Consider the following 23,198-nt stretch of genomic DNA (forward strand, 5'->3'; position numbering starts at 1 on the left):
CTGGCAAATCGAACACGCTCGTAGAAGCTAATCAAATCGGATTCCTCGAACGCAAATTACAACGCGACCTCAACCAAAATTGGCAAGAACGCGGTCAAATCACACAAGCTGCTAATTTTAATGTCAGAGTCAATCAAGACGGCCAGATCGTCAATTATCAGGTCGTAGGACAGACAAATGCCGAGCAGTCGAAGCTGACTCCTTTGCCCAAACTGGCCACCAATAATACCGATGCCAATCAAGCGATCGGGAATTTTAGCGTCGTATTTAACCCCTCCGGCTCGCTAGAAGTCGAGCCAGCCGATACCGTACAAGGGCTAAAGAGTTTCGGCAAACCGATTACCGAGCCTAAATTGCGGACAGAGTTGGCAACACAGCTTAAAACGACACTTCAGAAATCTTTGTCTGGTGGCAAACCCCTCGACTCCCAAAATCTTAATTACCGAGTTGCGGTGACTAAAACTGGCGAAATTGTCGATTACGAGCCGACAGATAAACTAGCTGCCGATCGCGAAGCCAAAACCCCACTACCAAAATTGGCAACATTCAACGCTCAAGCAGCAATTTCTCAAGAACCACTCGCCCAATATCAAGTAATATTTCAGCCCGATGGCAAAATTTTAGTCACGCCCAAATAGAGCGCGCTCAAGTGCAGACAGATTGCGCAGTGTGCGGTTGACAGCCCTAGTCAGGACTGACAAAATAGAAGTTATATGAGCAAAATTATCCCACCTCAAGATTCAGGAATAGTGCCTTTTTTAGGGGAACGCTCCGCAAGAAGAGGTACTGCACCCAAAGAACGGCTCTTGCTAACCAGATCGTGGCAGTTATTACCTTATACCCTCTTAGGGGCGGTTTTGTTTGCTTGGGTGTCTAGTGCCCATCTCAACCAATTTTTCTCGGTCTATTTAGTCTTGCTGGCAGCACAACTGGGCACTGTAGGAATCTACTCGCTCATGGGTTGGCTCAGATCGAAAGATCGACAGAATTTTTAGCCGCTTACTGTCTTAATCCACGGAGCAAATGACTGATGAGAAATCGCACGGCAGCAATATTAATTTGTTTTTTTGGCGGCTATTTTGGCATCCATAAATTTTATTTGGGTCAAACTTTTCAGGGGTTGCTGTACTTACTTTTTTGCTGGGCTGGAATCCCCGCGATATTTGCTTTCTTTGATTTTTTCGTACTCTGCTTTATGCCCGATCGAGAGTTCGATATCAGGTTTAACTATGCTGCTCCAAATACACTCGATCGCGGCATGAGTTATCCGGTGGCACCCGCGAGTAAGTCTTCTAAAGAGGCTACTTCTACTTTATACGAATTGAAAAAATTGTATGAAGATGGCATCATTACTGCGGAAGAATATGAAGTGAAACGTCGGAAAATGTTGGACGATATTTAGTTGAGAGTTGAGAGTTGAGAGTTGAGAGTTAGTAGGTCGTCGATCGTCGATCGTCGATCGATTAAATGCCTGACAGCTTATAGATAGCGATCGCAATTAAAATTTATGTCTAGTGCAGCTTTAAAAAAAATCCCCGATTGGGTTTGGTGGTCGCTGTGTCCGGTATTTGGAGCATTGACTATAGCTTATGCTGGCTACAAGACTAAGACCGATCGATGGATCCAAATCGGTGGGGGGATGGGTGCAATCGTCTTCTTAGCATCTTTGGCAGGTTGGTCGTGGCTAGTGTATTTAGCCATTCCGATTCAATTTGGGTTGGCGATGAATATCAAAAACCCTTATTTAATCAAAAGTGCGCCCCGAGGAGCAATTTTACCATCCGATCGCCAGACGGCTCAATTAATTGCCGATATTCGAGGTAAGGTCGATATTAATAAATGCACCAAAGACGATCTGGTACATATCTTAGGTTTGCCGATCGCCTATTCTAATAATATCGAAGCCATTAAAGCCGAAGGCTATATGTTCACGCATATCGAAGAACTAACCTCACTTGCAGATGTCCCCGAAAAATACTGCGAAGCGATCGAACCGATGGTTGCTTTTAATTATTATGAAAAAGATGACGATCCGATCGATTGGCAACGGTTGAATATTCTGCCGCGATCGGAATTAATCGAATTAGGTCTCGATCCCGATAGTGCGACAGTTATCTGCAACGAACGTCAATTACATGGTGCCTATCGATCGCTGGTCGAAGTCAAACGCCGCACTGGTTTACCGATCGCTCTTTACAAGCACTTAATTTAACAAAATGGCGATCGACCATTTAAGGAAGTGCTGTATCGATTACACTTTAATTTGAAGATCGAGCCACTCTAAGAACAGCTCAGACAGAATTTCCTGGTGTAAAATTGGCGTAAGCTGTGGTTGGACGATCTCTTCTAACTGAATGAGATGAGTCCCTTTTTTGGAAAGGATCGGCTTTAAGAGTTGGGGTGGGGTAGACGCGAACACAACAGCACGAACTTCCGCTTCTAGATCCATCCGGTTCACCAAACCACGGTAGCCACCTTTGCGCCCCAGCTCTCGATCCGAGCAGTACTTTCTGGCCATTTCATAGAATGATAATTCACCCTCCTCGATCGCATAATAAAGCTCCAAAGCTAGATCTTCATCATCTAAAGTAACTTCATAAAGTACAGCCTGCAAGTAATCAATTTGGCGTTCGGCAAAAATTGCTTCGACTTTTTCAGAAAACAAATGTAGTGCTAGTTTATTTGACAGCACAGTTTCAGAAATCATTTCTTCAAAATCATCTAGTGTTAATCTATTTTGTTGCAACCAAGTCCAGGTATCTGCCGATCGATTAAGTTGACTGCTCGATCGAATTTGGTTGGCACCCAATTGGAGTTCTTCCTCTGACACCTCAATTTCTAACGATTTGGCGGCAGATGCGATCGCATTACGTTTAGCAATGCCTTCTAACACAACAGAGATTTGACCAGAAATTTTTAACTGGTGAATAATTTCTCGATCGGAATACGGTAAAGTTTCTGTCATACTATTACTCCTAAATATGTTGCTACAATTTCAGTCCACCCTTTTGTAATTGTCGGAATGGATCTAAGATAAAATCAATGATGCGACGCTGGCGGATGATGGTTTCAGCAGTCGCAGATTGTCCTGGAGTTAATTGGATGCGGCGATCGGCATTTTCAATATGGTTTTTGTCTAAAGTAATTTCCAGTTCAAAGATTTCTGCTTGACCTTGCCCTACATCGATGGTTTTAGAATCTGGTGATATCCACCGTAATTTTCCAGAAATAACTCCATAATCCTGGAATGGATAAGCATCGAATTTAAGTTTTACAGGCATCCCTACTCGCATCTGACCGCTTTGTTGACTAGATGCTTGCGCTTTGAGGATTAGTGGTAAACCCTGAGGGGCAATTTGAGCGACAACTTGTCCTGGCTGCACGAATGTTTGGGCTTTTTTAATGGGAAGTTGAAAAATAACACCATTTGCAGGGGATCGGACGATCCGTTGTTCGAGTTGCAAAGTCAGCGATTGAATTTGCTTCTGAGTTTGGGTAATCTCTGACTTAAGAGTTGATATTTGAACCTGTAGGTCATCGAGCTGTTGCTGACTTTTAGAAAGAGTTAGGGTTCCTCCTTGTTCGATACTTTGTTGATTGCTGATTTGTTCTTTCAAGCGGAGTTGCAACTGGGTTTGCTCTGCTTGCAATTGTTGTTGGAGTTTTTGATAAGTTTTCTGCTGACCTTGTAATAGTTTCTCGGCATCCTGAACGGCTCCTTCTGATTGAACCAAACTACTGCTACTAACATTTGCCTGTTTCTGCACTTCAACAACTTTAACTTCGGCAATTGCACCTTGCTGCCAAAGTTTCCGGTAACGTTCGACTTCAGCAAGATTATTTTGATGGCCTTGTTTCACAACTTGTAGAGTTCGCCTAGCTGCATTTAAATTTGCTGCTGCTTTTTCGACTTCGGTCAGTTTTTCGGCTATTTGCAAAGGCGCGCTCAGTTGAGTAGAAGATAGTGTTTGCCGAACCTGCGCAACTTGAGCTTGTTTTTCGAGACGCTGGGCTTGATTTTGTTGCTTTTGAACGGAAAGAGAACTCATGACCTGGTTTTTAATCAGCTCGCTTTGTGTGAGCCGCTCGATTTGACCGCCTAATTTAGCTTGAATTTGCTGGAATTCAGTACGTAAAATGTTTGACTCTAGCTCTAGTAATACTTGTCCTGCCCGAACAAACTGACCTTCTTTAACTCGAACAGCTATTACCGTGCCGTTACTTTTTGCATCTAGTCGAATCGTGGCTCCTTTAGGTTCTAATCGCCCCCTCGCCGTACTCGTTTCGTCAACTTTAGAAAAAAGTACCCACGGCAAAGCAATTAAAGCAAAAATTCCTAAAAAGTAGAGCAATCCTCTAGTCCAAACCTGGGGCAGGGCTTCAAGCTGTTCTTGCACGGCTGAAGACCAGCCATCATTGGCGACAACAGTCGGCATTCCAGTTTGAACCGGAACTATCGATCCATCCGCAGTGACTGGCTCTAGCAATGTATTGGCATCAATAAGATGGTTATTATCAACCGTCAGTGAGTTATTGCGATCGATCGACTCAAGGGTACTACTCTCTAATTTTTCAAATAGTCCTGGCCCGATCTGCAAGTAGCCACGATAAATTAGGTGGATAGCATGAATTAATTCTTGCGCGGGGGTGTTTTTGAGTAAATATCCTCGTGCTCCTGCGGCTAGTGCTTTACGGATATAGTCTGGACTGTCATGGTTGCTGAGTACCATGACTCTAGTTTGACTAAAATTCTGCGATATCGCTTGAGTCAACATCAATCCATTCACGTCAGGCATTTCGATATCGACGATGACAATATCTGGATGAAGGGATGCGATTAACTCCAGAGCTGTCTGGCTATTATCTACACTTCCGACAACCTCTAAATCTTGCTCTAGATCGAAATAAGATTGCAATAGCTCTAAGACAAATTTTCGATCGTCCACTATTAAAATGCGAATGATTTGGGCGGCTTTCTCTGGCAAAGATAAAAGTAATTCCAATTCATTGGTGTGTGTAGAATTTGTCATTAAGCCTTGCCCTTAGTTGCGTTGCTTATCAATTTCTTGTTTGACTATACCATCGTTGTCTTTGCCAGCTTGCGATCGAACGTGCTAGCAAAAGTTACAATTCAATTTTAACATTATTTAAATTAAATCTATTTTCGCAAACATTTAACCATTACCAACGGTGGCAAGTTGTTGCTGATTTAAGTAGTAGTATCGCCCTCGTTTATTCATCAATTCTTGATGTGCTCCACTCTCAACTAGCAACCCTCTATCTAAGACTAAAATCACGTCTGCATTCCGAATTGTTGACAGCCGATGGGCAATGATAATGCTAGTTCGACCTCGCAAAATTTTGGTGAGATTAGTTTGGATGATCCGCTCGGATTCTGTATCTAAATGACTAGTCGCTTCGTCCAGAATTAGTAGCCGAGGGTTACCTAGCAAAGCCCGTGCGATCGCAATTCGCTGGCGTTGTCCGCCCGATAATAAGCCACCTCCCTCACCAATTTGAGTTTCATAACCCATTGGCAGTTTCTTAATAAACTCATCGGCTCCTGCCATGTTTGCTGCCTCTATTACCGCTTCTAACGAAGCTTCGGGATGTCCTAAGCTGATATTTTCTCGAATGGTGCAGCCAAATAAAAATGTATCTTGATCGACAACACCAACCTGTTGACGCAGAGACTGAAGTGAAAGGCTCATCAAATCTTGACCGTCAATTAAGATTCGACCTTCTGTCGGTGGATATAAACCCAAAACAAGTTTAGAAAGAGTCGTTTTGCCAGAGCCACTGCGACCGATTACTGCTGCCATTTGTCCTGGTTTAATCTGAAAACTTAGATTTTCTAAAATATTGATATCGCTATCGGGATGATAACGAAAGGTTAATCGATCGAAGCGAATATCTCCAAGTAGCATCGGCAAAGTTTGTCGTGGTTTATGCTCCAAACTTTCTTCAGGTTCTGCTTCTAACACATCATTGATGCGCTCGACGGAAATAATAACTTCTTGTAATTGATTCCATAAAACAGTCAATCGTTGAAAGGGAGTAATAATATTTCCTAATAGCATATTAAAAGCTACTAACTGACCGATCGTCAACTGGTTTTGAATCACAAGGTAAGCACCATACCAGAGTAAGCCAGTCGTAACCACTGCTTCAATAGCATTGCTGAAAATTTGGAGACAATTACCGATCGTCTGTCCAGAAAAGGTCGTTCTAATTGCCTTGTTGAGTAGCTCTTCCCAGTGCCAGCGGACAGTTTGCTCGACAGCAACAGATTTGATCGTCCGCACGCCAGTCAATGCTTCGATCAGATAACTACTTTCGCTATTGAGATCGCCAAAAGTTTCTCTAGAAATTCGTTGCAAAAATGGGGTGGCAATCAGCGCAAGGATAAAAAATGGTGGCACGATCGCTAGCGACAACAGTGCCATTTGCCAACTGTACCAAAACATTAGCCCCAAATAAATAAACACAGTCAACAAATCTAATAGGATCGATAATGCTTCTCCAGACAGAAACCGCTGAATTTTACGGTTCTCCTGAACGCGCGAAATGATGTCTCCGACATACCGCGACTCAAAAAAGCTCAAGGGCAACCGCAGCGTATGACGGATAAATCCCACAATCAGAGCCAGATCGATCCGATTTGCAGTATGGTCTAAAAGATATTGCCGCAGTCCCATCATGGCAACACGGAACAGGCTGAACATCAGCAACCCCCAACCAACTGCTGTCAAGGTGAGTTCCGATCGCTGCACGACAACTCGGTCTAAAATAAGCTGCGTAAATAAAGGCGTAACTAGTCCAAAGATTTGAATTAAAATCGACGCAAACAAAACTTCTGCCAGCACAACTCGATGGGGTTTTAGCAGCTCAAAGAATTCCCAGAATGAGGTTTTATCCTCTTTGGTGTCCCTGAACTGAGCGGTAGGCTGCAACAGTAATACATATCCAGTCCAACCTTTGATAAAAGCTTGATGAGTCAGCGTTTTTTGGCCGATGGCGGGATCGCCGATGATGACGTGTTTCTGTGCGATCTCATAAACTACGACATAATGTTTGCCCTCCCAATGAGCGATCGCAGGCAATGACTGCTTCGCGAACCGATTGAGACTTGCTTTGACAGGTCGTGTGGAAAACCCAATACTCTCTGCTGCTCCAGATAAACCTCTCAAAGACGTGCCATCACGATCCACATTGGCAATATCCCGCAGCCGATTGATACTAAACTGCTTGCCCCAATAACGGGAGATCATCGCCAAACAAGCTATGCCACAATCGGTGGCACTTTGTTGGGCAAAAAAAGGATACCGCTTGACCAACCGCTGCCATAAGTAGCCGATCCGCTGACTAGGCGTTGGGAAATAAGCTTGATTAATTTTGACTATTTGCTGGGAATTAGATGATTGTGCGGATAGTTTCTGCTCTGGCTTTGGTATTTTTAGTACTTCTGAAAAAGTCGTCAAATTAGTAGCGTCAGCAAGAGGTTCTAGATCGTCTACAAGTGGTTGAATATCTCTAGCTTTTAGCTGCAAACACTCGTAAATTTTTGGATACTTATTCATCCATTTTACTAATATTTCAGCAGGCAAGAAAATTAAATGTACATTAATTCCCACTCTGACTTCATAAGCTTTGATATCTTCATTAGGGAATAAAGTTGTTTCTCCAAAAAACTCTCCTGTCGATCGAGTTGCAATTAATTCACCAAATTTGTCCAACAATCTGACCTTCCCAGATCTGACAATGTATAGTCCAGATCGGGCATCATTGCTGTGCCAAAACTTGCCGACCTTTGGCTCCAGAGAGTAAATGCGCTCTGCACAAAGCTGAAAATCAGCAGCAGACAGATCTTGACCCAATACCAAGCTAAGCTGCTGGACTGTAAAGCTAGGATCGGGAGGAAGATACGTCATAATTAATCTTGAATTACAGCTTGATTTATAATTAAGGTAACTTTAATCTAGATTATTCACCAGATCTACTTTAAAAAAATGACTAAGGTTAAAACAATTTAAATTATGAGTGTCAATACATACATACATCAATCTTTGAGGATATTGTGCTTGAGTAGCAAGCGTACAAAAAGTTCCGTCAAGCCTATAGTTCTTTCATAGTAATTGTTTCGATCTCAAATTTTAAAGCTTTCGAGTAATTTAAAATCCTTAACCCTATTTTTGGTGTCAATGCTACTTAACCTCAGTATCTGCTCGATCGATTCCTGTAGTCATAGCATCAAACATGCTTTGCTCGTGCTCTTGGTTCGATGATTGAGTATCTACAGCTTATCCCCTGAAAGCTTTTTACCGATCCTCTGAACTTTTCAAACACACTCTCGTACATTTGGCTGAAAGTATCTGCCCTGAATGCAAAAAAGCTTGGCACGAACCTTATCTGTCACTTAGGGTCTTAAGAACGGATGTGATGTAAAACTGCTGATGTAGTCATCTTCATTCTGTACTCTACCTTACAAAAGTAAGTAAGAGCTTAAAATCTTCAGATTAGTAGTGATTTTACTACATAATATTTGACGAGACTCTGTGGAAATCTTGATTACAGCAGTTTCCGAGTGCATGGGGTACAGTTATTTTCCCAAGCTTTATTCAGAAAGCTGTAGAAAATTTAAAGTGTCCCCCATCTACCTGCGAACCGCTATAAGTAGCTCGGCATAATTAAAGACAAAACATTCTGTAGGTTGGCACTGTCTTGATTTGCTGTGTTGAGTCGATCGTAAGGTTGCGCTAATCCGCCTTTGTTTCCCGACATTTCGCTAGCGGCGAGGCTGTGTCTCCGTCAGCGGCTCGCGCTCTGACGGAAACCTCCAGATCGAGCGAGACAGGAGGAACGCGCATCCGCAAACCGTTAGGAAACAAAGGCGCGCGTAAATCGCTCAACCTGGAGGAGCGTGCATCAAGACAAACCTCCAGAGCGAGAACTACTGCCTACCAGCTATTATGCTTCAGGCATCATTTATTAGACAAATAATTGCATTTGCCTACTTACCAGTTTCTGTGCGATCGATCCCTTCACCACACCATCTGTCCAAACTTTTTTACTAAAGTATTTTATCGAGGTCATTTGCCATGCGGCACATTAATCAAGATACGAAAAATAATGCTCAGTTTGAATACGAAACTTTGTCTTGCGAACAACGGGCTTCTGTTCAGAGGCTGACGCGAGAGATTAAGGAGGACATTTGCAAGACAGCGCATGTCATTTGGAGTATTGGCAAGAAACTAGTTGAAGTGCGATCTCAGCTTGAGACTTGTCAGTTTAGCTCGTGGCTGAGGATTGAGTTTGATTGGTGTCGGAGTACTGCCTATAACTTCATTAGTGTTTATGAGGCTTTTCCTGAGTTTAGTTGTCCAACAGTTGGACAACTCGATATTTCGGTTTCAGCACTCTACCTACTTGCCGCACCTTCGACCTCACCCGAAACACGGAGCCATTTTATCGGTCAGGCTTTGGCTGGTAAGTATGTTAGTAAAAAAGCCGTTCAGATGTCCAGAAAAGGGGAGAAGAAAGGAACCGACGAGAATAATAAATTGGTGATGAGGGTACCGCCGATCTCCGATCGCGCAGAACAGCCAATATCCATCGATCCGGAGATCGAATATCTGAATTCTAGCTTGTCCGATCGGTCTAAATATAAAGTCAAAAATTCAGATAGCTTGGCTCGTAAGCCAGAGTTTCAGAGTGTGATGGAGAAACAACCTCCTAGCATCGAAGAGATAATTACGCCTAATTCCAATCTTCGTCCGACTTGGAACTCTCTGTCGCCAAGGTTTTCGCTATTCTGGGGAGATACTCACTCGCCTCGCTTTCTTGAATACTTACCTGAAGATGCTTTTGTTTTTGCAATTCCCTCTTGCCAATCGCATCATGATTGGCTTTTAAATGACTCCAGGAATTGCATTACTCTTTCTAAAGAAAACCTTCAGAAAGAGTTGGTTGAGGGGCTACTGTCAGCCGTTTCTTTAGGTGGTAAAGCATTAATTTTCCCTTGGATACCGGGCTGGAAAATCATCGAACTTGCTTTAAAACTCAACCTGAGAATTTATGTTGGAGATCGGGATCTCAAGCAGTGTGAAAAGATCGTCTTGAAGTTGAGTTTAGGTCGGGAGTTCTGAAATTGGGCAGAGAGGATGCGTGCACAATCTCGATCGAATTTTTGCAAATTATTTAGATTTAGAACACGAGAGTCTCTAATCTCTTTCCCTGCTGTTTTCTAGCATCGAACGTTAAAACAAATTTCAAGTTAATTAATATATTGACTTTTTAATCAATTTTAATTACGGTGATGATTAATGAGTTTTTAACTTTAGCACTTATAAATACTAAAGTTTTGCTTAGCACTCAGGTTGACAATTTTGAGGAAATACGTAATGACTACTATTGCTATTTTTGACTTGCCTACTAATGGATTAGACCTTTTTTCGGATTCTGAAAACTACATGACAGAGTTAAATAACAAAGATTTAGTAGATATTAATGGAGGTATCGGACTTATTGGCGCGTCTCTGGTCGTTACAGCTATTTCTGCATATACTGCTCTCAATCAGTTCCTTTATGGCGGCAATAATGGGTTGAATAATCCAAGATTCTAGGTATATCGGGATGTAGTTGTCATAAAGTGGGACTACTATTGAGTTATTCGAGTGACTTAAATTAAGTCACTCGAAATATTAACTGTAGATCTTTTTGGCGCGAGAAATCTTCCGATCCTTCAAGATCTTGGCATCTGGTCTCAGCCAAGATGTACGATCGATACTGAGTACAATATGTTCTTGAATTGGAATTTGTTTAATACGCAGCCGTACTAATTGATTTATTTGTGGCCGATAATCTTCTATTGTTAATTGAGCTTAGATTCGCAATGAGTCGATCTACAGTTAGAACTGATTAGCTTACAAGACTAGACTTTATATCATCACTCATATCTTGCACTAATACGGATCGACTCCTGGGAATAGCCCTCGATCTGTTCATTAGGAACATTTTATAAGCGTTCCATGCTTTAGTTGCTAGATTTAAAATAGTACCTAAGAATTGGTGCAAGATGTAAGGCAACTCATTTAGGCGTATCGAGGTCATCCATTGGCATCCCCCAAGCATCCAGCTCCACCCGCACAGCAGACATTCAAAGTCAATGGTGTCCCTCCTGGCAAACCACCGATCGTATTGGTAGAAACAGCTTTTCTTGCAAGCACCACCAGTCTAATTTGGCTGTTGAGCTATTATTTGCCAGGTATCCCTGTATTCAGTATCTTTTTCCCGATTCCGATCGCTCTAATCTATCTGCGTTGGGGAAATCGTGCAGGTTGCATGACAGCCTTAGTCTCTGGGCTACTATTGTTAGTACTAATGGGGCCAACCCGCAGCATCCTGTTTGTGATTCCCTACGGAATTATGGGCGTACAATTGGGTGCTTGTTGGCGGTGGCGAACCAGATGGCTAACTTCGATCTCGCTTGGTGCTTTGCTAGATTGTGTCGGGGTCTCCTTTCGATGGTGGTTGACTTCGGTATTACTAGGTGAAGATCTGTGGATGTATCTGATGGCGAGAATTCGCGATTTTGCAGAATGGTTGTTCGTGCAATTGGGGATCCTCGCCGAACCCAATCTGCTCATAATTCAAATCTTGGCGATCGCCTCGATCTTATTTGGTAAATTCATCTATCTCTTTACAGTACATTTAGTAGCCCTTCTGGTGTTTGAACGGCTGGGTAATCCGATTCCCAAGCCACCTAACTGGGTGGATAGATTATTGGATCTCTAAGGAGGGCAACGATTGGTTCGATCCAAATTAAATCGATTCAGATTAAATATTTATTGCATTTAAGGAGTCATATCTATGGACTGCTAGTAGCTTTTGTCCGTTTGAAAAAGTGGAATGCTCCCGCTTTTTCTGAGTTTAGTTGTCCAACTATTGGACGACTCATAACTATCTTAAGATTGAGTTTCGATCGAGATATCTAAGATTGAGCAGCTATGTAGATGTACGAACAAAGCTCACACAATCGATGCAAGCACATGTAGCAATGGTTGTTTAAATTTCATAGATATGCTTCTGTTTGTGCATATCAAACACAGTTTTTACCGCCATAAAATACATTTAAAATGCGATTGACAGATACAAAGTTAGCAAAGTAGGCTGTATGTGTACTCACAGCAAAACAAGAGTACAAAACGATTAAATATTTAAGGAGAATTCATGGCTACTATTTCTATTTCTGATTTATCCCCTGTTGGATTAGATTTATTTTCAGATTTTGAAAATTATCTAGACGAATTATCTGGTGACGATTTAACAAAAATCACTGGTGGCTCTACCCCATTTTGTGCATCTATTGTCGCAACTGCAATTTCCGCAGTTAGTGGAGCAATTGTAAGTGGGATCGTTGGTTATACTGGACGGAAGTAAATAACTACTCGATCGGGCACATTTTAATTTTCAATTCAATTCTTGGAGCACTATCATGGCAACTATATCGATCGGAAACTTGAATTCTCTTGGCGGAGACTTGCTAATTGATGAAGAGAGTTATTTAGATAATCTCTCTGACGATCTAACTGTAAGTGTAAAAGGTGGATGGACACCAACAGTTACAGCCTCTCCTGCTTCACCTCAAATTAGTGCAGCATCAGTTGCAACTTTCATTGCTAGTGCAGCTCTTACCTACAATATTACAAGAAGTTTTGGCAAGTAGTATTGTATCTTGCTAGCAGGATAATTAGCAATCTAGTTACCCTGAATACTGGGAAGTCTGAGATTTATAGGGTATTTAGGATTTACTAAAATCGCTATATTCTCTCAGGCTTTTCTACATAGCCTTTGTAAAAAATTAGTCATAAGAGTTTATTATGCTGAATTGGTTTAACAGAGCACTTGGCGACCACGCTCCAATAGTTGGCGCACTTGTTGTATTGGTATTTATATTAAGTGCGGGTCTAGCTTATAACTTTGTCAGAGATTTTGGAGTGAATAACAATAATAATAGTAACGATCGGTCATCTGAAGTACGACGCGATCGTCAATAGTCACTTAAACGTTTAGTCTTAGTTTAGATCTGTGAAAATAAGTAAGTAGATGGGCGTAATTAAATATAAGATACCGCGTAGGGTGGGCACTGCCCACCATCTAAATTTCAGGCGTAATTTATTTTACAAATAATTGCACCTGCCTACTTAACAGTTGTCGAATGAGTGTCGATCGAGCGATGATAATATTCGCGAGATCGACTTAACTCAAGTCAAGAAAATGTTATATGTAATGGCTGTAAATAATGTCATTTTTATTAAGTTCTCACAATATCTATATTTATCTAAGTGCAAAAGAGCTTTATCGCGCAGGCGATTTCGATCCTGCGGGAATTGAATTAAAACCTGCAAAGAATTTCAATTTACTTTTGACCCTCAAAAGTAAGCAAAAATTACTGGTAAAGCAAGAACGCCATTCCAAAGATGGTAAGACAATGGGCGAGTTCTTCCATGAGTGGCGCATACGAGAGTTGACTAGTAAATTTGTCGAACTTGGTGCTATACGTCACTTATTTCCAGAAATTCTTTTTTTTGATGCCGAACACTCGATCGTTGTGTTTAATTATCTAGATGAATATCGAGATTTAGATGAATTTTATAAAAAAGAGAAAATCTTTTCGATCGCAGTTGCGCGGGAGATCGGTTGTGAGATCGCGGCAATTCATCGTTCGACTTTTCAAAAAACTGAATATCAAGATTTTCTGACTGCTACTGAAAGAAATCGAGATAATTCCGAATTAGAAAATTTGGTAAATCTTCAAGTAATCGATCGGGTTAGTCCTGAAGTATTTGGGATATTTCCCTCAGATTGCTTAAAATTTTTATCACTTTACCAGCGTTATGATAGTTTGGGACAGGCAATCTCAACTTTAAACGATAGCTACAAACCTTGTTGTTTGACTCATAGAGATTTCAAACTCAATAACATTTTGCTACATCATGACTGGGAACAGAGAATATCGAAACCTCAGCCAGACAGTATATTGCGACTTATTGATTGGGAGCGCAGTGGGTGGGGAGACCCCGCTTTCGATCTAGGTTCTATTGTTGCTAGCTATCTACAAATTTGGTTGGGGAGTTTGGTTGTTAGTCCCGATACAACGTTAGAGGAATCGCTCCACATGGCAACGATTCCTTTAGGGCTATTACAGCCATCATTGAATATGTTAATCGGCTCGTATTTAATGAATTTCCCAGAAATATTACACGAGCAGCCCACCTTTGTGCAGCGGGTTGTCCAATTTGCAGGGTTAGCCTTAATCCAGCAAATTGAAGCGATGATTCAATATCAGAAAGTGTTCAACAACACGGGTATTTGTATGCTGCAAGTGGCCAAAAGTTTTCTCTGTCGTCCAGCACAATCTATCCCAACAATTTTTGGACAGTCTGAGGCGGAATTAATCGGTCGCTACCAACCTGAATCGATCGCGATTTAGAAATAATACATTAACCAAACTAAGAATTTTAATTATTAATAGAAAATTTCGCTAATGCTATTGCAAAATACTTCCCTCGACCGACCGAACAATAATTTAGAGCCTAGACTATTTGCTGCTCTCGAAGATATTGTCAATAATGTTCGGATTCAAGATAATTTTTGTATCGGTCATCCTAGTTATAAACCCTTGGAACTACCAGATGAAGCGGTAGAACGGTTACATAACTTACCGCTGGATTTACAAAAGAAATTTGTAAGTTCGCAGTTACGGAGCTTTCTGTACGGTATCTATTACAATGGCTCTCTCAAAACTGCACTAGCGATCGAATCTGAAATACCAGTCAACTCTCAAAACCTAGAAAATAACACTTTTTTAGGAATAGATCTGGACTTTTACGAGCAGATCGATAACAGTAATACGGGTGAAGGTTATTTTGATGAAGGTTGGATCGTTCTCCGTGAAGAAACGGATGGTGCGATCGCCGTTTTCAAAAACGATCTGACGGTACATATTCAGCGCGATCTCCACTTGAAGTCTGCCGAAGAGTCCATTACTATTGGTGATTCGATCTCCATTCGACTACCTAAAAATCTCGTTCAAAGTGGATTTTATATGGCGGTTGGCAACGCTGGTATTCACAGCACTCAATCATCGCTGTCTCCGCTTGTCCGCATCTACTGGAGTCTGAGTTCCGCTGGAGCTGTAGCTGTTATGAGCAGTCTCACTCAGCAACTAAACCAGATCGATGTGCCTTTTACATTCAAGGTTCTTTACAATCCTTTAGACTATCAAAGACACGATTCTGGAGTACTCTACTTCGATCGACATCATTATCAAACCGTTCATCCGATCCTCCAATCTGTTTATACAGAACACCAGTCTCATTTCCTCGCAGAGACACCGCTATTTACTAAATTACTAGCACCTGGACTAGGATTGGCGGAAGAACCCAACCAGAAATTTATAGCCATTGAAAGTTTTGGTCTGAACCGCTGTCAAATTATTGCCAATGGCTTATTGATGGCACATCAGCAGCAAGATGTTTCTTATGAAGGTCGAATGTCATTAATCCTAGAACAATTTTTGCTACTAGGTATCGATATTCAAAAACCATATCTCAACGCAGAATCGATCGATACTTATCCAACCCTAGATGAATCGATTTAGGGAAATTTCTTGTCAGTAGTTTTAATAAACTCATGAAAATCAATGATTTGGAATCTCGTCCACCGATAAATTTAGACGATCGCCAATCGTTAAATATCAAGGTTCCAGAATTAGAACTGCCTCATTATCGTAAACTGGGTCGTACTGACTTAAAAGTAAGTTGTTTAGGTCTGGGGGGTGGAGGTGGTATTTCTAGCGCAGATACCCTATATGCTTTCGATCGAGGGATTAATTACTTCTTTTACTCTAGCGATTTACATCACTACCTTTACAGTTCCATGGCTGGAGCTTTGAAAAAACTTTGTCAGCGTGGTTCGGCTGTACGCGATCGAGTAGTCCTAGCGACAGTAACCTATATTAAAAGTCCAGAGGTCGCACTGGCAGCACTCCTCGATCAGTTTTTAGAATTGGGAATAGATTATATTGACGTGCTGTTTTGGGGGTGGATTGGTACTAACGATGCAGCAGCTTTTGCAGATTGCCTTAATTTATCTAACGATCTGAGAGGGCCTGGTACGGTTTATCAAAGAACGATTGAAAAAATGATAGGTGTTTCCGATCGCCTCAAAAAAATGGGTGCCGTTCGATATATTGGGGCATCTTTCCACGATCTGGATTTGGCACATCAATGGTTAGATAGCTCATTATTAGATGTGGTGATGGTTCGCCATAATGTTGCTCATCGCTCCGCACAAAGTCAAGTTTTTAATTGTTTAGATGCTCAAAATTTCGATCGCCCAGGGATCTCCACCTTTAAATCTGCGGGTTCGCATTCAGGCGCGCTCTGGGATATCCCAGAAGGTTTACCAGCGGGCTGCTGGATCCCTTCTGTCCCCGATTTATATCGGTATTCGCTGTCGCAAAATTGCGTAGATGTCTGTCTGACAGGGATGCGATCGCCTGCAGAAATCGATGCAGCCACGCTCGGGATCGCCCAAGGCAAGCTCACTCAAGCTGAGATCGACTACCTCGGTATTTATGGCGATCTGCATCGAAAAAGACTGCAAATTCAAGACATTCCCACCGAAAAACTGATTTACCGATCCTAACTCGACCCTATTAAATCATGACAGAAGCTTCTCTACAGACAAGTACTCCAACTCTCGAACAGATTAGACCCGCAGCGATCGAACAAATCACCGACGAAGCGATTGCTAACTATCTCCGCCATACTTACAAAATGGCAGAAATTACCGCTTTAGCCGAGCAAGATGCCAAAGTTGTCAAAACTTGTGAAGTACTGGACATTACTATTACCGATGAAGAGTTACAAGTTGCGGGCGATGCGTTTCGGTTAAAACATCGGCTGTTAGGATCTGCACAAACCCTAGCTTGGTTAGAGCAGCAGCAGATTAGTGCCGAAGACTGGACTCAAGGGATCCGCATTCAGCTATTGACTCAAAAGCTAAAAGATCGTTTATTTGCAGACTCGATCGACGATCACTATTTAACTAACCGAGATGAATATCATCGAGCTGCTTTTTCGCAGATTCTGGTCTCTGATTTAGCAGATGCTTTACAAATCGTGCAGACACTTCGAGCCGGAAAAGCGTCATTTTGTGAAATGGCACTCGAACATTCTCAAGCAAAAACTTCAGGAGAACAGGGTGGGTTTGTGGGAGTTCGCTTTGTGTCAACCTTAATGCCAGAAATTAGAGCGGCGATTGCTGGTGTGCAAGCAGGAGAAATCATCGATCCCATCAAAACTCAGCGTGGTTATCATATCCTCCGCATCGAAAAGTGGTTTGCACCGACCCTCAGTGAATCGGTCAGAGCCGAAATTCTCGATCTTCTTTTTAAAAGTTGGCTCGGTGCAGAAGACGATCGATCGGCTTGATGACGATCGCATTTTGTTAAAGTGAGTCTCTAATGAGGCGCGCCGCAGGAAGGACGAAAGAAGCAAAAAAGCCCCAAACTACAATGAGTTTGGAGCTTTTTTGTTTTTAACTAATAACGGAGAAGGTGGGATTCGAACCCACGGTAAGTTGCCCTACACAGCATTTCCAGTGCTGCGCCTTCGACCACTCGGCCACTTCTCCAACACAAGTTATGTGCGGATTTTGACGCTTAACTAGCATAGCCTAGACTTTTAGGAAATGTCAACTGATAATAGAAGTGTCTAGCGGATGCATTTCCGGACGGGTTTGTCTTGTCGCACACAAACGGGAGGGAACCTCCCGTTCGATGCGCCGCTCCCGTCCATGGAAATGCACCAAGCGAGGATTCCATCGGCAACACCAGCCACTAGCCACGAACCATGACGCGCAATTATCACATCAAAATTTACAACCGCAAAACTGAGACATATCATCAAGTTACCGTTCCTAGCGATCGATATATCCTTCACTGCGCGGAAGATTGCGGCATCGAATTGCCATTCTCTTGTCGGAATGGTGCTTGTACGGCTTGCGCCGTGCGCGTTAAATCTGGCGACTTATACCAGCCAGAAGCGATGGGATTGTCTCAACAGTTGCAAAGTCAAGGTTACGCATTGCTCTGTGTTAGCTATGCTCGATCGGATCTAGAAGTTGAAACCCAAGACGAGGATGAAGTCTACGAACTTCAGTTCGGACGTTATTTTGGCAAAGGCAAGATTAAATACGGACTCGCACTGGATGAAGAATAGTTACCAGTTTATAGATCGCGACTGAAGCGGTCGATCGTTATTTAGTAAGCAGTTTAGAGATCCGAGATCGTTGTTGATAAATTTATGAATCGCAGGTTGCAATCATCTTGCCTATTATGGCTATCGATCTGTGGATCTGTCTTGCTAGCTGGTTGTCAAGCAACGCCACCAACTTATCCCACCATCCAAATTAGTCGCGTCAGTAGTGGACAAGCTGTAGAGTGGCTCGACAAATCTCAGCAACCCGCAGTAATTCAACAAGGAAGATTGATGGGAATCGATGCGCCAGATCTGGCGCAAGACCCCTGGGGAAAGCAAGCAAAACAAAGATTGGAGGAATTAATCGGCCTTCCAGGTAAAGGTAGTGCCAGCGTCGAATTTGCCAGCACTGAAGCGGATAAATACGGACGGAAATTTGTCTATTTATGGAAAGATGGTCGTTTGCTCAACGAACAATTGCTCAAAGATGGCTGGGTGTTGCCGAGTATTAGAACTGCTAATTCGGCTACGACGACAAACGGAGCCAAGTATTACGCTCGATTTATTCGTGCCAGCCAATACGCTCGACTCAGCGGCGAAGGCATCTGGAATCCAGCACGTCCGATGCGGATGAGTCCTTCAGAGTTTCGCAAAGAGGAACGGTGAAAAGAGTGGATAGTGGATAGTGGATAGTGAATAGTTGCGCGTTGAACTTTAGGGTGGGTAAATTAGATCCTTGAGAGACGCTGCCGATCTAGAATAGAGAGATTCAGACACGATCGTCGATCGCATCCTTCACATTCCGCTCTACTTAATTCACTATCCACGATTCACTATCCACTATCCACTATATAAAAATGCTCCTAAAGTCCACAACCCGTCACATTCACATTTATACTGCTGAAGTAAAGAAAAATGAACTGATTCCGAGCGAACAAGCTCTGACATTAGATGTCGATCCAGATAACGAACTGGTATGGAGCGAAGACGCACTGCGGAAGGTTTACGGACAATTCGATGACTTGGTTGAGTCTTATAGTGGTGCCGATCTCACTGAGTATAATCTCCGGCGGATCGGATCGGATCTGGAACATTTTGTGAGAACGATGCTCCAAAACGGCGAGATCGGTTATAATCTCGACAGTAGAGTGTTAAATTACAGCATGGGTTTACCCCAAGTAGTCAGTAAAACTACCGATCGATAGGTCGTTTGCCGACTTAATGTTTTTTGAACACCTCTATATCTCGTTTACTCAACTTTATATCTCCTATTCCCTCTTCTACAATCGTGTAAGTAAGTAGTCGGGGGTAGTTTTTTTAGGAATCGCATTTGGAAATCGAACAGATGGGAGCTATTAACGGGGAGTGGATTTATAGTTTATTTTGTCAACGTTTGGCTGCTGGTTGGCTAGTCGATCGAGATAACCACGCAGTTATCGATTTAGCAGAGCGTAAGTTAGCCGAATTTATCGAATTTAAACCAAATTTTATTGCGATTGCCACGCCCGATCCGATCGAGTTTATTGCAAGTTTGATGGCTGGCGTGCGCTTGGGTATGCCGATCTTTTTGGTAAATCCAAATTGGGGTATGTTAGAACGCGAGCAGTTTACCAGATTAACAGCTCTAGTAGATCCAGATCGACATCGAGAGACGATCTCGATTCCGACAGGCGGCTCGTCAGGCGAAATCAAATTTGCACTCCATACTTGGGAAACTCTCACTGCATCCGTATCGGGATTTCAGGAATTTTATGGAGTGGATGAAATATATTCAGTCTGTACTTTACCGCTGTATCATGTCAGTGGCTTCATGCAATTATGGCGATCGGTATTGACGAATGGCAAGTTATTTATTATAGATTTTCATCAGCTTTGCCGCGATGGAGTTAACGCGATCGAGGGGAATGAGGAGCGTTATTTTCTCTCCCTGGTGCCTACACAATTAGCTAAACTATTAGATTTAGATGCACGATGGTTGACGCGATTTCAGACAATTTTAATCGGCGGTGCGCCGCCGGAAATCGAGCTACTAAATAGAGCGAGAACTGCCAAACTGCCATTAGCTCTAACTTATGGAATGACTGAAACAGCCTCACAAATTGCCAGTCTCAAACCGAAAGAATTTTTAGCAGGGTACAATAGTTGTGGATATGTTTTACCTCATGCAGAGATTCAATCGATCGCGGCTAGCGATTGCGATACTGAAGCCACTTCTGGCGCGAATATAGTTGGCGAAATTAGGATTGCAGCTAAGTCTTTAATGCTAGGATATTTTCCTAATTTACAGCCGATAACTTATTTCGAGCCTGACGATATCGGTTCATTCGATCGAGATGGTAATTTAACTATTTTAGGCCGGAATAGTGACAAGATTATTACAGGCGGCGAAAATGTATTTCCGATCGAAGTTGCGAATGCAATTATGGCAACCGGATTAGTCGCTGATGCGTGGGTAATTGGCACACCCGATCGCTATTGGGGGCAAGTAGTTACAGCTCTGTATGTGGCGAACAGTTTACCAGTTTCCGCAGACATTTTAGCAAACGCGATCGTCGGTAAAATTAGCAAATATAAAATCCCCAAACGCTGGATTTGTGTCGATCGCATCCCCCGCAATACATTAGGTAAGATTTTAACTCAAGAATTAGCAAAACTTGCTGGGTATGAGTAGTAATAATTACGATCGAGCTATTCGCTATCTGTCTCCTCACTGCTTATTGTGGAAATAGTTTGTCGAGTTTAATCGATGTAGTCGATCTCAGACAACAGTGAACCGACTATACTCAAAATATTCAGGCAATCCAGAAACAATCTTTCATACACCAAAATATGCAGCCTAAAGATGAAATATAATATTTAAACTTGTCTATTATCGATCGAAAGGTAAAACCCGATGAAATTAGTTGCAATCGATTTTGAGACTGCCAATCGCGATCCCAATAGTGCCTGCGCGCTGGGAATAGTTCAGATCGAAAACAACACGATCGTTCATGAAGAAATCTTTCTAATTCGTCCCCCATCATATCGCTTTGAGTTCACCAACATTCATGGCATCATGTGGGCTGATGTCGCTCAGGCTCCCACATTCAAACAAGTCTGGGCGCAAATTTCAACCAGAATCGAACGTGCTGACGCTCTAGTGGCGCACAATGCTAGTTTCGATCGACGAGTACTCTATGCCTGCTGCGATTTGTACGATATTCCCCAACCCAAACAAAAGTTTATTTGCACCGTCGCCCTCGCCCGCAAGCGGTGGAATCTCTATCCTACCAAGCTCCCTGATGTCTGTAGATATCTCAACATCACCCTAAATCACCATCAAGCTCTCTCTGATGCGCGTGCTTGTGCGGAGATTGTTATTGCCGCTTCTGCCGTGGAGCGATGAGACTAAACTGAGTTAGAACGCTCGATCGCGATCGGCAAATATATTAGAATCCAGATAGTTACAATGTTAAACTCAGAACAGAACGTATACCCACATGCCTAGTGGCTGAAATCCCCCCCCAGAAACGATCGCTAAAATATTAGAACTACTAGGTAGACTCTCAACTCTTATTGATAGAGCATCTGCGGCAGAGTTAGCAATTTTCAATACCTATGGTGAAACAGAAGAGGTAGCTTATGTATTGGAACAGTTGGACAATACTAAAGAGAGAGGAATTGTCGCTTACACCAGACTTTCGGGGCTACTCTTAAAAGTATCGAGATTTCAACCATCAGCACCTATCGCAATGGTCGAAATGTTGGCTCAATCTATCGAAATAGCCGAAGCTATTGTTGATGCTGGCGAAGCCACTGTTAAAGAAGCAACAATCGATTAAAATATCTCATGAGTAATAAACCCATCCCAGATCCTGAAAAAGTCAAGAAAACTGTTCGCGAATTACGAGCACTTTGTCGTCAGTTCGATCTGCTAAATTTTCAACTTGAGGAATTAACAGCCTACGTTGATGCTGAAATTCGCAAGAGTCCCTTAACTGCATATCGGTTAGGCAAAACTCCTCAACCCACGGTCGATCGCGATTAGTAACCACATTAGCCTTGATTTTGCTTCGATCTGTTAGTTGTCATTAGTTGTAGGGCATTCTATGTATATATTCTATGCCTATATCTACAATGGACTTTATCGATCGAATTAAGCAAATCAGCGAGCAAATTTCTAAACTGCGAGAACAAATTCAGACAGAAGAAGCAACTAAAAATGCTTTCGTTATGCCATTGCTTAGTGCATTGGGTTATGATGTCTTCAATCCAACTGAAGTATGTCCTGAATATACTGCTGATGCGATCGGTTTAAAAGGCGAGAAAGTTGATTATGCGATTTTAGTTGATGGCAAGCCTGTTATTTTATTTGAGTGTAAATGGTGTGGTTATGAGTTAGATCATCCAAAACATGGTTCTCAGTTATATCGCTATCTGTCTTCAACTGATGCTGTATTTGGGATTTTAACTAATGGTATTATCTATCGCTTTTATACGGATTTAGAAAAACCAAATGCGATGGATTCAAAGCCCTTCTTTGAATTCAACATGCAAGATATTCAAGAATCTAATGTTGCTGAATTAAAACGTTTTTCTAAGTCTGTATTTAATTCAAATGAGTTAAAAAGCACTGCTAGCAACTTGATGTACACAAAAGAAATTAAACGGATTATGTCCGAACAACTTTTGGAACCATCGCCTGAATTTGTAAAATTCTTTGTATCTCAAGTATATTCAGGAAAAATCATGTCAGGCGTAATTGATAAGTTTACCAAGATTACTAAAGACTCACTGAATCAACTTATTAGCGATCGCATTACAGATACATTACGCTCGGTACTGGAGCGCGAAGTAGAAGATCGCAGCGAACACATAAGTAGGTGGGCGGGATAATAGTAAACTGGATGAAGATAGTTTAAGCATTTCTCGACAAGTAGGCGAAACCATTTA

Annotated in this window: 25 protein-coding genes, 1 tRNA gene and 1 pseudogene; 23 read left to right on the top strand and 4 right to left on the bottom strand. The window is 42.2% G+C overall.

The window, feature by feature from the left end; all coding sequences use genetic code 11:
• The 4 genes and pseudogenes from C7B77_RS29610 to C7B77_RS04595 all read left to right on the top strand — a co-directional run.
• Positions 1-638 (top strand): annotated as a pseudogene (locus C7B77_RS29610) (hypothetical protein); the annotation flags it as partial.
• A gap of 75 nt (positions 639-713) precedes the next feature.
• On the top strand, positions 714-995 hold the full coding sequence (locus tag C7B77_RS04585) for a hypothetical protein (protein WP_219891982.1): 282 nt from the start codon (positions 714-716) through the stop codon (positions 993-995).
• Between the two features lie 35 nt (positions 996-1,030).
• A complete protein-coding gene (locus C7B77_RS04590) occupies positions 1,031-1,402 on the top strand; it encodes an NINE protein (protein ID WP_106300767.1) in 372 nt (123 codons plus the stop codon).
• 105 nt (positions 1,403-1,507) lie between these two features.
• On the top strand, positions 1,508-2,212 hold the full coding sequence (locus C7B77_RS04595) for a helix-hairpin-helix domain-containing protein (RefSeq protein ID WP_106300769.1): 705 nt from the start codon (positions 1,508-1,510) through the stop codon (positions 2,210-2,212).
• A 39-nt stretch (positions 2,213-2,251) separates the two neighbouring features.
• Here the strand turns inward: C7B77_RS04595 and C7B77_RS04600 are convergent, their stop codons facing one another.
• The 3 genes from C7B77_RS04600 to C7B77_RS04610 all read right to left on the bottom strand — a co-directional run bounded on the left by C7B77_RS04600 (position 2,252) and on the right by C7B77_RS04610 (position 7,931).
• The gene (locus tag C7B77_RS04600; RefSeq protein WP_106300771.1) at positions 2,252-2,965 is read right to left on the bottom strand and encodes a peptidylprolyl isomerase; all 714 of its coding nucleotides are present in this window, start codon (positions 2,963-2,965) and stop codon (positions 2,252-2,254) included.
• A 22-nt stretch (positions 2,966-2,987) separates the two neighbouring features.
• Entirely contained in the window at positions 2,988-5,030 is a 2,043-nt protein-coding gene (locus C7B77_RS04605) for a response regulator (RefSeq protein ID WP_245894053.1), read from the bottom strand.
• A gap of 144 nt (positions 5,031-5,174) precedes the next feature.
• Entirely contained in the window at positions 5,175-7,931 is a 2,757-nt protein-coding gene (locus tag C7B77_RS04610; RefSeq protein WP_106300773.1) for an ABC transporter transmembrane domain-containing protein, read from the bottom strand.
• 868 nt (positions 7,932-8,799) lie between these two features.
• Between C7B77_RS04610 and C7B77_RS29095 the strand changes: the two genes are divergently transcribed.
• From C7B77_RS29095 to C7B77_RS04655, 11 genes are all read left to right on the top strand, one after another.
• Complete coding sequence (locus tag C7B77_RS29095; RefSeq protein WP_146138184.1) at positions 8,800-9,000, top strand: hypothetical protein; 201 nt, start codon at positions 8,800-8,802, stop codon at positions 8,998-9,000.
• Positions 9,001-9,098: 98 nt separating this feature from the next.
• Complete coding sequence (locus C7B77_RS04615; RefSeq protein ID WP_106300775.1) at positions 9,099-10,145, top strand: DUF3102 domain-containing protein; 1,047 nt, start codon at positions 9,099-9,101, stop codon at positions 10,143-10,145.
• Between the two features lie 255 nt (positions 10,146-10,400).
• Positions 10,401-10,622, top strand: a complete 222-nt coding sequence (locus tag C7B77_RS04620; protein ID WP_106300777.1) for a class IIb bacteriocin, lactobin A/cerein 7B family — start codon at positions 10,401-10,403, stop codon at positions 10,620-10,622.
• A gap of 490 nt (positions 10,623-11,112) precedes the next feature.
• Positions 11,113-11,793, top strand: a complete 681-nt coding sequence (locus C7B77_RS04625; protein WP_106300779.1) for a DUF2232 domain-containing protein — start codon at positions 11,113-11,115, stop codon at positions 11,791-11,793.
• Between the two features lie 435 nt (positions 11,794-12,228).
• A complete protein-coding gene (locus C7B77_RS04630; RefSeq protein ID WP_106300781.1) occupies positions 12,229-12,438 on the top strand; it encodes a hypothetical protein in 210 nt (69 codons plus the stop codon).
• Between the two features lie 55 nt (positions 12,439-12,493).
• A complete protein-coding gene (locus tag C7B77_RS04635) occupies positions 12,494-12,724 on the top strand; it encodes a hypothetical protein (protein ID WP_146138185.1) in 231 nt (76 codons plus the stop codon).
• Positions 12,725-12,878: 154 nt separating this feature from the next.
• Positions 12,879-13,055 carry a hypothetical protein gene (locus C7B77_RS29615; RefSeq protein ID WP_181243705.1) on the top strand — a complete coding sequence of 59 codons (177 nt, stop codon included), beginning with the start codon at positions 12,879-12,881 and terminating at the stop codon, positions 13,053-13,055.
• Between the two features lie 245 nt (positions 13,056-13,300).
• On the top strand, positions 13,301-14,491 hold the full coding sequence (locus C7B77_RS04640; protein ID WP_106300785.1) for a phosphotransferase: 1,191 nt from the start codon (positions 13,301-13,303) through the stop codon (positions 14,489-14,491).
• Positions 14,492-14,545: 54 nt separating this feature from the next.
• The gene (locus C7B77_RS04645; protein WP_106300787.1) at positions 14,546-15,661 is read left to right on the top strand and encodes a T3SS effector HopA1 family protein; all 1,116 of its coding nucleotides are present in this window, start codon (positions 14,546-14,548) and stop codon (positions 15,659-15,661) included.
• Positions 15,662-15,693: 32 nt separating this feature from the next.
• Complete coding sequence (locus C7B77_RS04650) at positions 15,694-16,710, top strand: aldo-keto reductase family protein (RefSeq protein WP_106300789.1); 1,017 nt, start codon at positions 15,694-15,696, stop codon at positions 16,708-16,710.
• 17 nt (positions 16,711-16,727) lie between these two features.
• On the top strand, positions 16,728-17,498 hold the full coding sequence (locus C7B77_RS04655) for a peptidylprolyl isomerase (protein ID WP_106300791.1): 771 nt from the start codon (positions 16,728-16,730) through the stop codon (positions 17,496-17,498).
• A 117-nt stretch (positions 17,499-17,615) separates the two neighbouring features.
• Here the strand turns inward: C7B77_RS04655 and C7B77_RS04660 are convergent.
• Positions 17,616-17,700, bottom strand: a tRNA-Ser gene (locus C7B77_RS04660).
• Positions 17,701-17,918: 218 nt separating this feature from the next.
• Between C7B77_RS04660 and C7B77_RS04665 the strand changes: the two genes are divergently transcribed.
• From C7B77_RS04665 to C7B77_RS04700, 8 genes are all read left to right on the top strand, one after another.
• Positions 17,919-18,287 carry a 2Fe-2S iron-sulfur cluster-binding protein gene (locus C7B77_RS04665; RefSeq protein WP_106300793.1) on the top strand — a complete coding sequence of 123 codons (369 nt, stop codon included), beginning with the start codon at positions 17,919-17,921 and terminating at the stop codon, positions 18,285-18,287.
• Positions 18,288-18,371: 84 nt separating this feature from the next.
• Complete coding sequence (locus C7B77_RS04670; protein ID WP_106300795.1) at positions 18,372-18,932, top strand: thermonuclease family protein; 561 nt, start codon at positions 18,372-18,374, stop codon at positions 18,930-18,932.
• A 191-nt stretch (positions 18,933-19,123) separates the two neighbouring features.
• On the top strand, positions 19,124-19,471 hold the full coding sequence (ndhM, locus tag C7B77_RS04675) for an NAD(P)H-quinone oxidoreductase subunit M (protein ID WP_106300797.1): 348 nt from the start codon (positions 19,124-19,126) through the stop codon (positions 19,469-19,471).
• A gap of 140 nt (positions 19,472-19,611) precedes the next feature.
• Positions 19,612-20,937 carry an AMP-binding protein gene (locus tag C7B77_RS04680; protein ID WP_106300799.1) on the top strand — a complete coding sequence of 442 codons (1,326 nt, stop codon included), beginning with the start codon at positions 19,612-19,614 and terminating at the stop codon, positions 20,935-20,937.
• Between the two features lie 222 nt (positions 20,938-21,159).
• Positions 21,160-21,651: a 3'-5' exonuclease gene (locus C7B77_RS04685; RefSeq protein ID WP_106300801.1), complete on the top strand. Its 492-nt coding sequence runs from the start codon at positions 21,160-21,162 to the stop codon at positions 21,649-21,651.
• 250 nt (positions 21,652-21,901) lie between these two features.
• Positions 21,902-22,087, top strand: a complete 186-nt coding sequence (locus C7B77_RS30985) for a hypothetical protein (protein WP_245894054.1) — start codon at positions 21,902-21,904, stop codon at positions 22,085-22,087.
• Positions 22,088-22,095: 8 nt separating this feature from the next.
• Positions 22,096-22,293: a hypothetical protein gene (locus tag C7B77_RS04695; protein WP_106300805.1), complete on the top strand. Its 198-nt coding sequence runs from the start codon at positions 22,096-22,098 to the stop codon at positions 22,291-22,293.
• 74 nt (positions 22,294-22,367) lie between these two features.
• The gene (locus tag C7B77_RS04700) at positions 22,368-23,141 is read left to right on the top strand and encodes a type I restriction endonuclease (protein ID WP_245894055.1); all 774 of its coding nucleotides are present in this window, start codon (positions 22,368-22,370) and stop codon (positions 23,139-23,141) included.
• Positions 23,142-23,198 lie beyond the last annotated feature (57 nt).

Origin of the sequence: Chamaesiphon polymorphus CCALA 037, from assembly GCF_003003845.1 — a bacterium.
GTDB classification, from domain to species: Bacteria; Cyanobacteriota; Cyanobacteriia; order Cyanobacteriales; family Chamaesiphonaceae; genus Chamaesiphon; species Chamaesiphon polymorphus.

Excerpts from the sequence above, each read along its gene's own strand:
- C7B77_RS04615 (WP_106300775.1), top strand. The coding sequence starts at position 9,099 with ATGCGGCACATTAATCAAGATACGAAAAATAATGCTCAGTTTGAATAC.
- C7B77_RS04665 (WP_106300793.1), top strand. The coding sequence starts at position 17,919 with ATGACGCGCAATTATCACATCAAAATTTACAACCGCAAAACTGAGACA.
- C7B77_RS04695 (WP_106300805.1), top strand. The coding sequence starts at position 22,096 with ATGAGTAATAAACCCATCCCAGATCCTGAAAAAGTCAAGAAAACTGTT.
- C7B77_RS04630 (WP_106300781.1), top strand. The coding sequence starts at position 12,229 with ATGGCTACTATTTCTATTTCTGATTTATCCCCTGTTGGATTAGATTTA.
- ndhM (WP_106300797.1), top strand. The coding sequence starts at position 19,124 with ATGCTCCTAAAGTCCACAACCCGTCACATTCACATTTATACTGCTGAA.
- C7B77_RS04590 (WP_106300767.1), top strand. The coding sequence starts at position 1,031 with ATGAGAAATCGCACGGCAGCAATATTAATTTGTTTTTTTGGCGGCTAT.
- C7B77_RS04645 (WP_106300787.1), top strand. The coding sequence starts at position 14,546 with ATGCTATTGCAAAATACTTCCCTCGACCGACCGAACAATAATTTAGAG.
- C7B77_RS04670 (WP_106300795.1), top strand. The coding sequence starts at position 18,372 with ATGAATCGCAGGTTGCAATCATCTTGCCTATTATGGCTATCGATCTGT.
- C7B77_RS04640 (WP_106300785.1), top strand. The coding sequence starts at position 13,301 with ATGTCATTTTTATTAAGTTCTCACAATATCTATATTTATCTAAGTGCA.
- C7B77_RS04600 (WP_106300771.1), bottom strand. The coding sequence starts at position 2,965 with ATGACAGAAACTTTACCGTATTCCGATCGAGAAATTATTCACCAGTTA.
- C7B77_RS04610 (WP_106300773.1), bottom strand. The coding sequence starts at position 7,931 with ATGACGTATCTTCCTCCCGATCCTAGCTTTACAGTCCAGCAGCTTAGC.
- C7B77_RS04635 (WP_146138185.1), top strand. The coding sequence starts at position 12,494 with ATGGCAACTATATCGATCGGAAACTTGAATTCTCTTGGCGGAGACTTG.
- C7B77_RS04605 (WP_245894053.1), bottom strand. The coding sequence starts at position 5,030 with ATGACAAATTCTACACACACCAATGAATTGGAATTACTTTTATCTTTG.
- C7B77_RS04620 (WP_106300777.1), top strand. The coding sequence starts at position 10,401 with ATGACTACTATTGCTATTTTTGACTTGCCTACTAATGGATTAGACCTT.
- C7B77_RS04650 (WP_106300789.1), top strand. The coding sequence starts at position 15,694 with ATGAAAATCAATGATTTGGAATCTCGTCCACCGATAAATTTAGACGAT.
- C7B77_RS04655 (WP_106300791.1), top strand. The coding sequence starts at position 16,728 with ATGACAGAAGCTTCTCTACAGACAAGTACTCCAACTCTCGAACAGATT.
- C7B77_RS04685 (WP_106300801.1), top strand. The coding sequence starts at position 21,160 with ATGAAATTAGTTGCAATCGATTTTGAGACTGCCAATCGCGATCCCAAT.
- C7B77_RS04595 (WP_106300769.1), top strand. The coding sequence starts at position 1,508 with ATGTCTAGTGCAGCTTTAAAAAAAATCCCCGATTGGGTTTGGTGGTCG.
- C7B77_RS29615 (WP_181243705.1), top strand. The coding sequence starts at position 12,879 with ATGCTGAATTGGTTTAACAGAGCACTTGGCGACCACGCTCCAATAGTT.
- C7B77_RS04680 (WP_106300799.1), top strand. The coding sequence starts at position 19,612 with ATGGGAGCTATTAACGGGGAGTGGATTTATAGTTTATTTTGTCAACGT.
- C7B77_RS04700 (WP_245894055.1), top strand. The coding sequence starts at position 22,368 with ATGCCTATATCTACAATGGACTTTATCGATCGAATTAAGCAAATCAGC.
- C7B77_RS04585 (WP_219891982.1), top strand. The coding sequence starts at position 714 with ATGAGCAAAATTATCCCACCTCAAGATTCAGGAATAGTGCCTTTTTTA.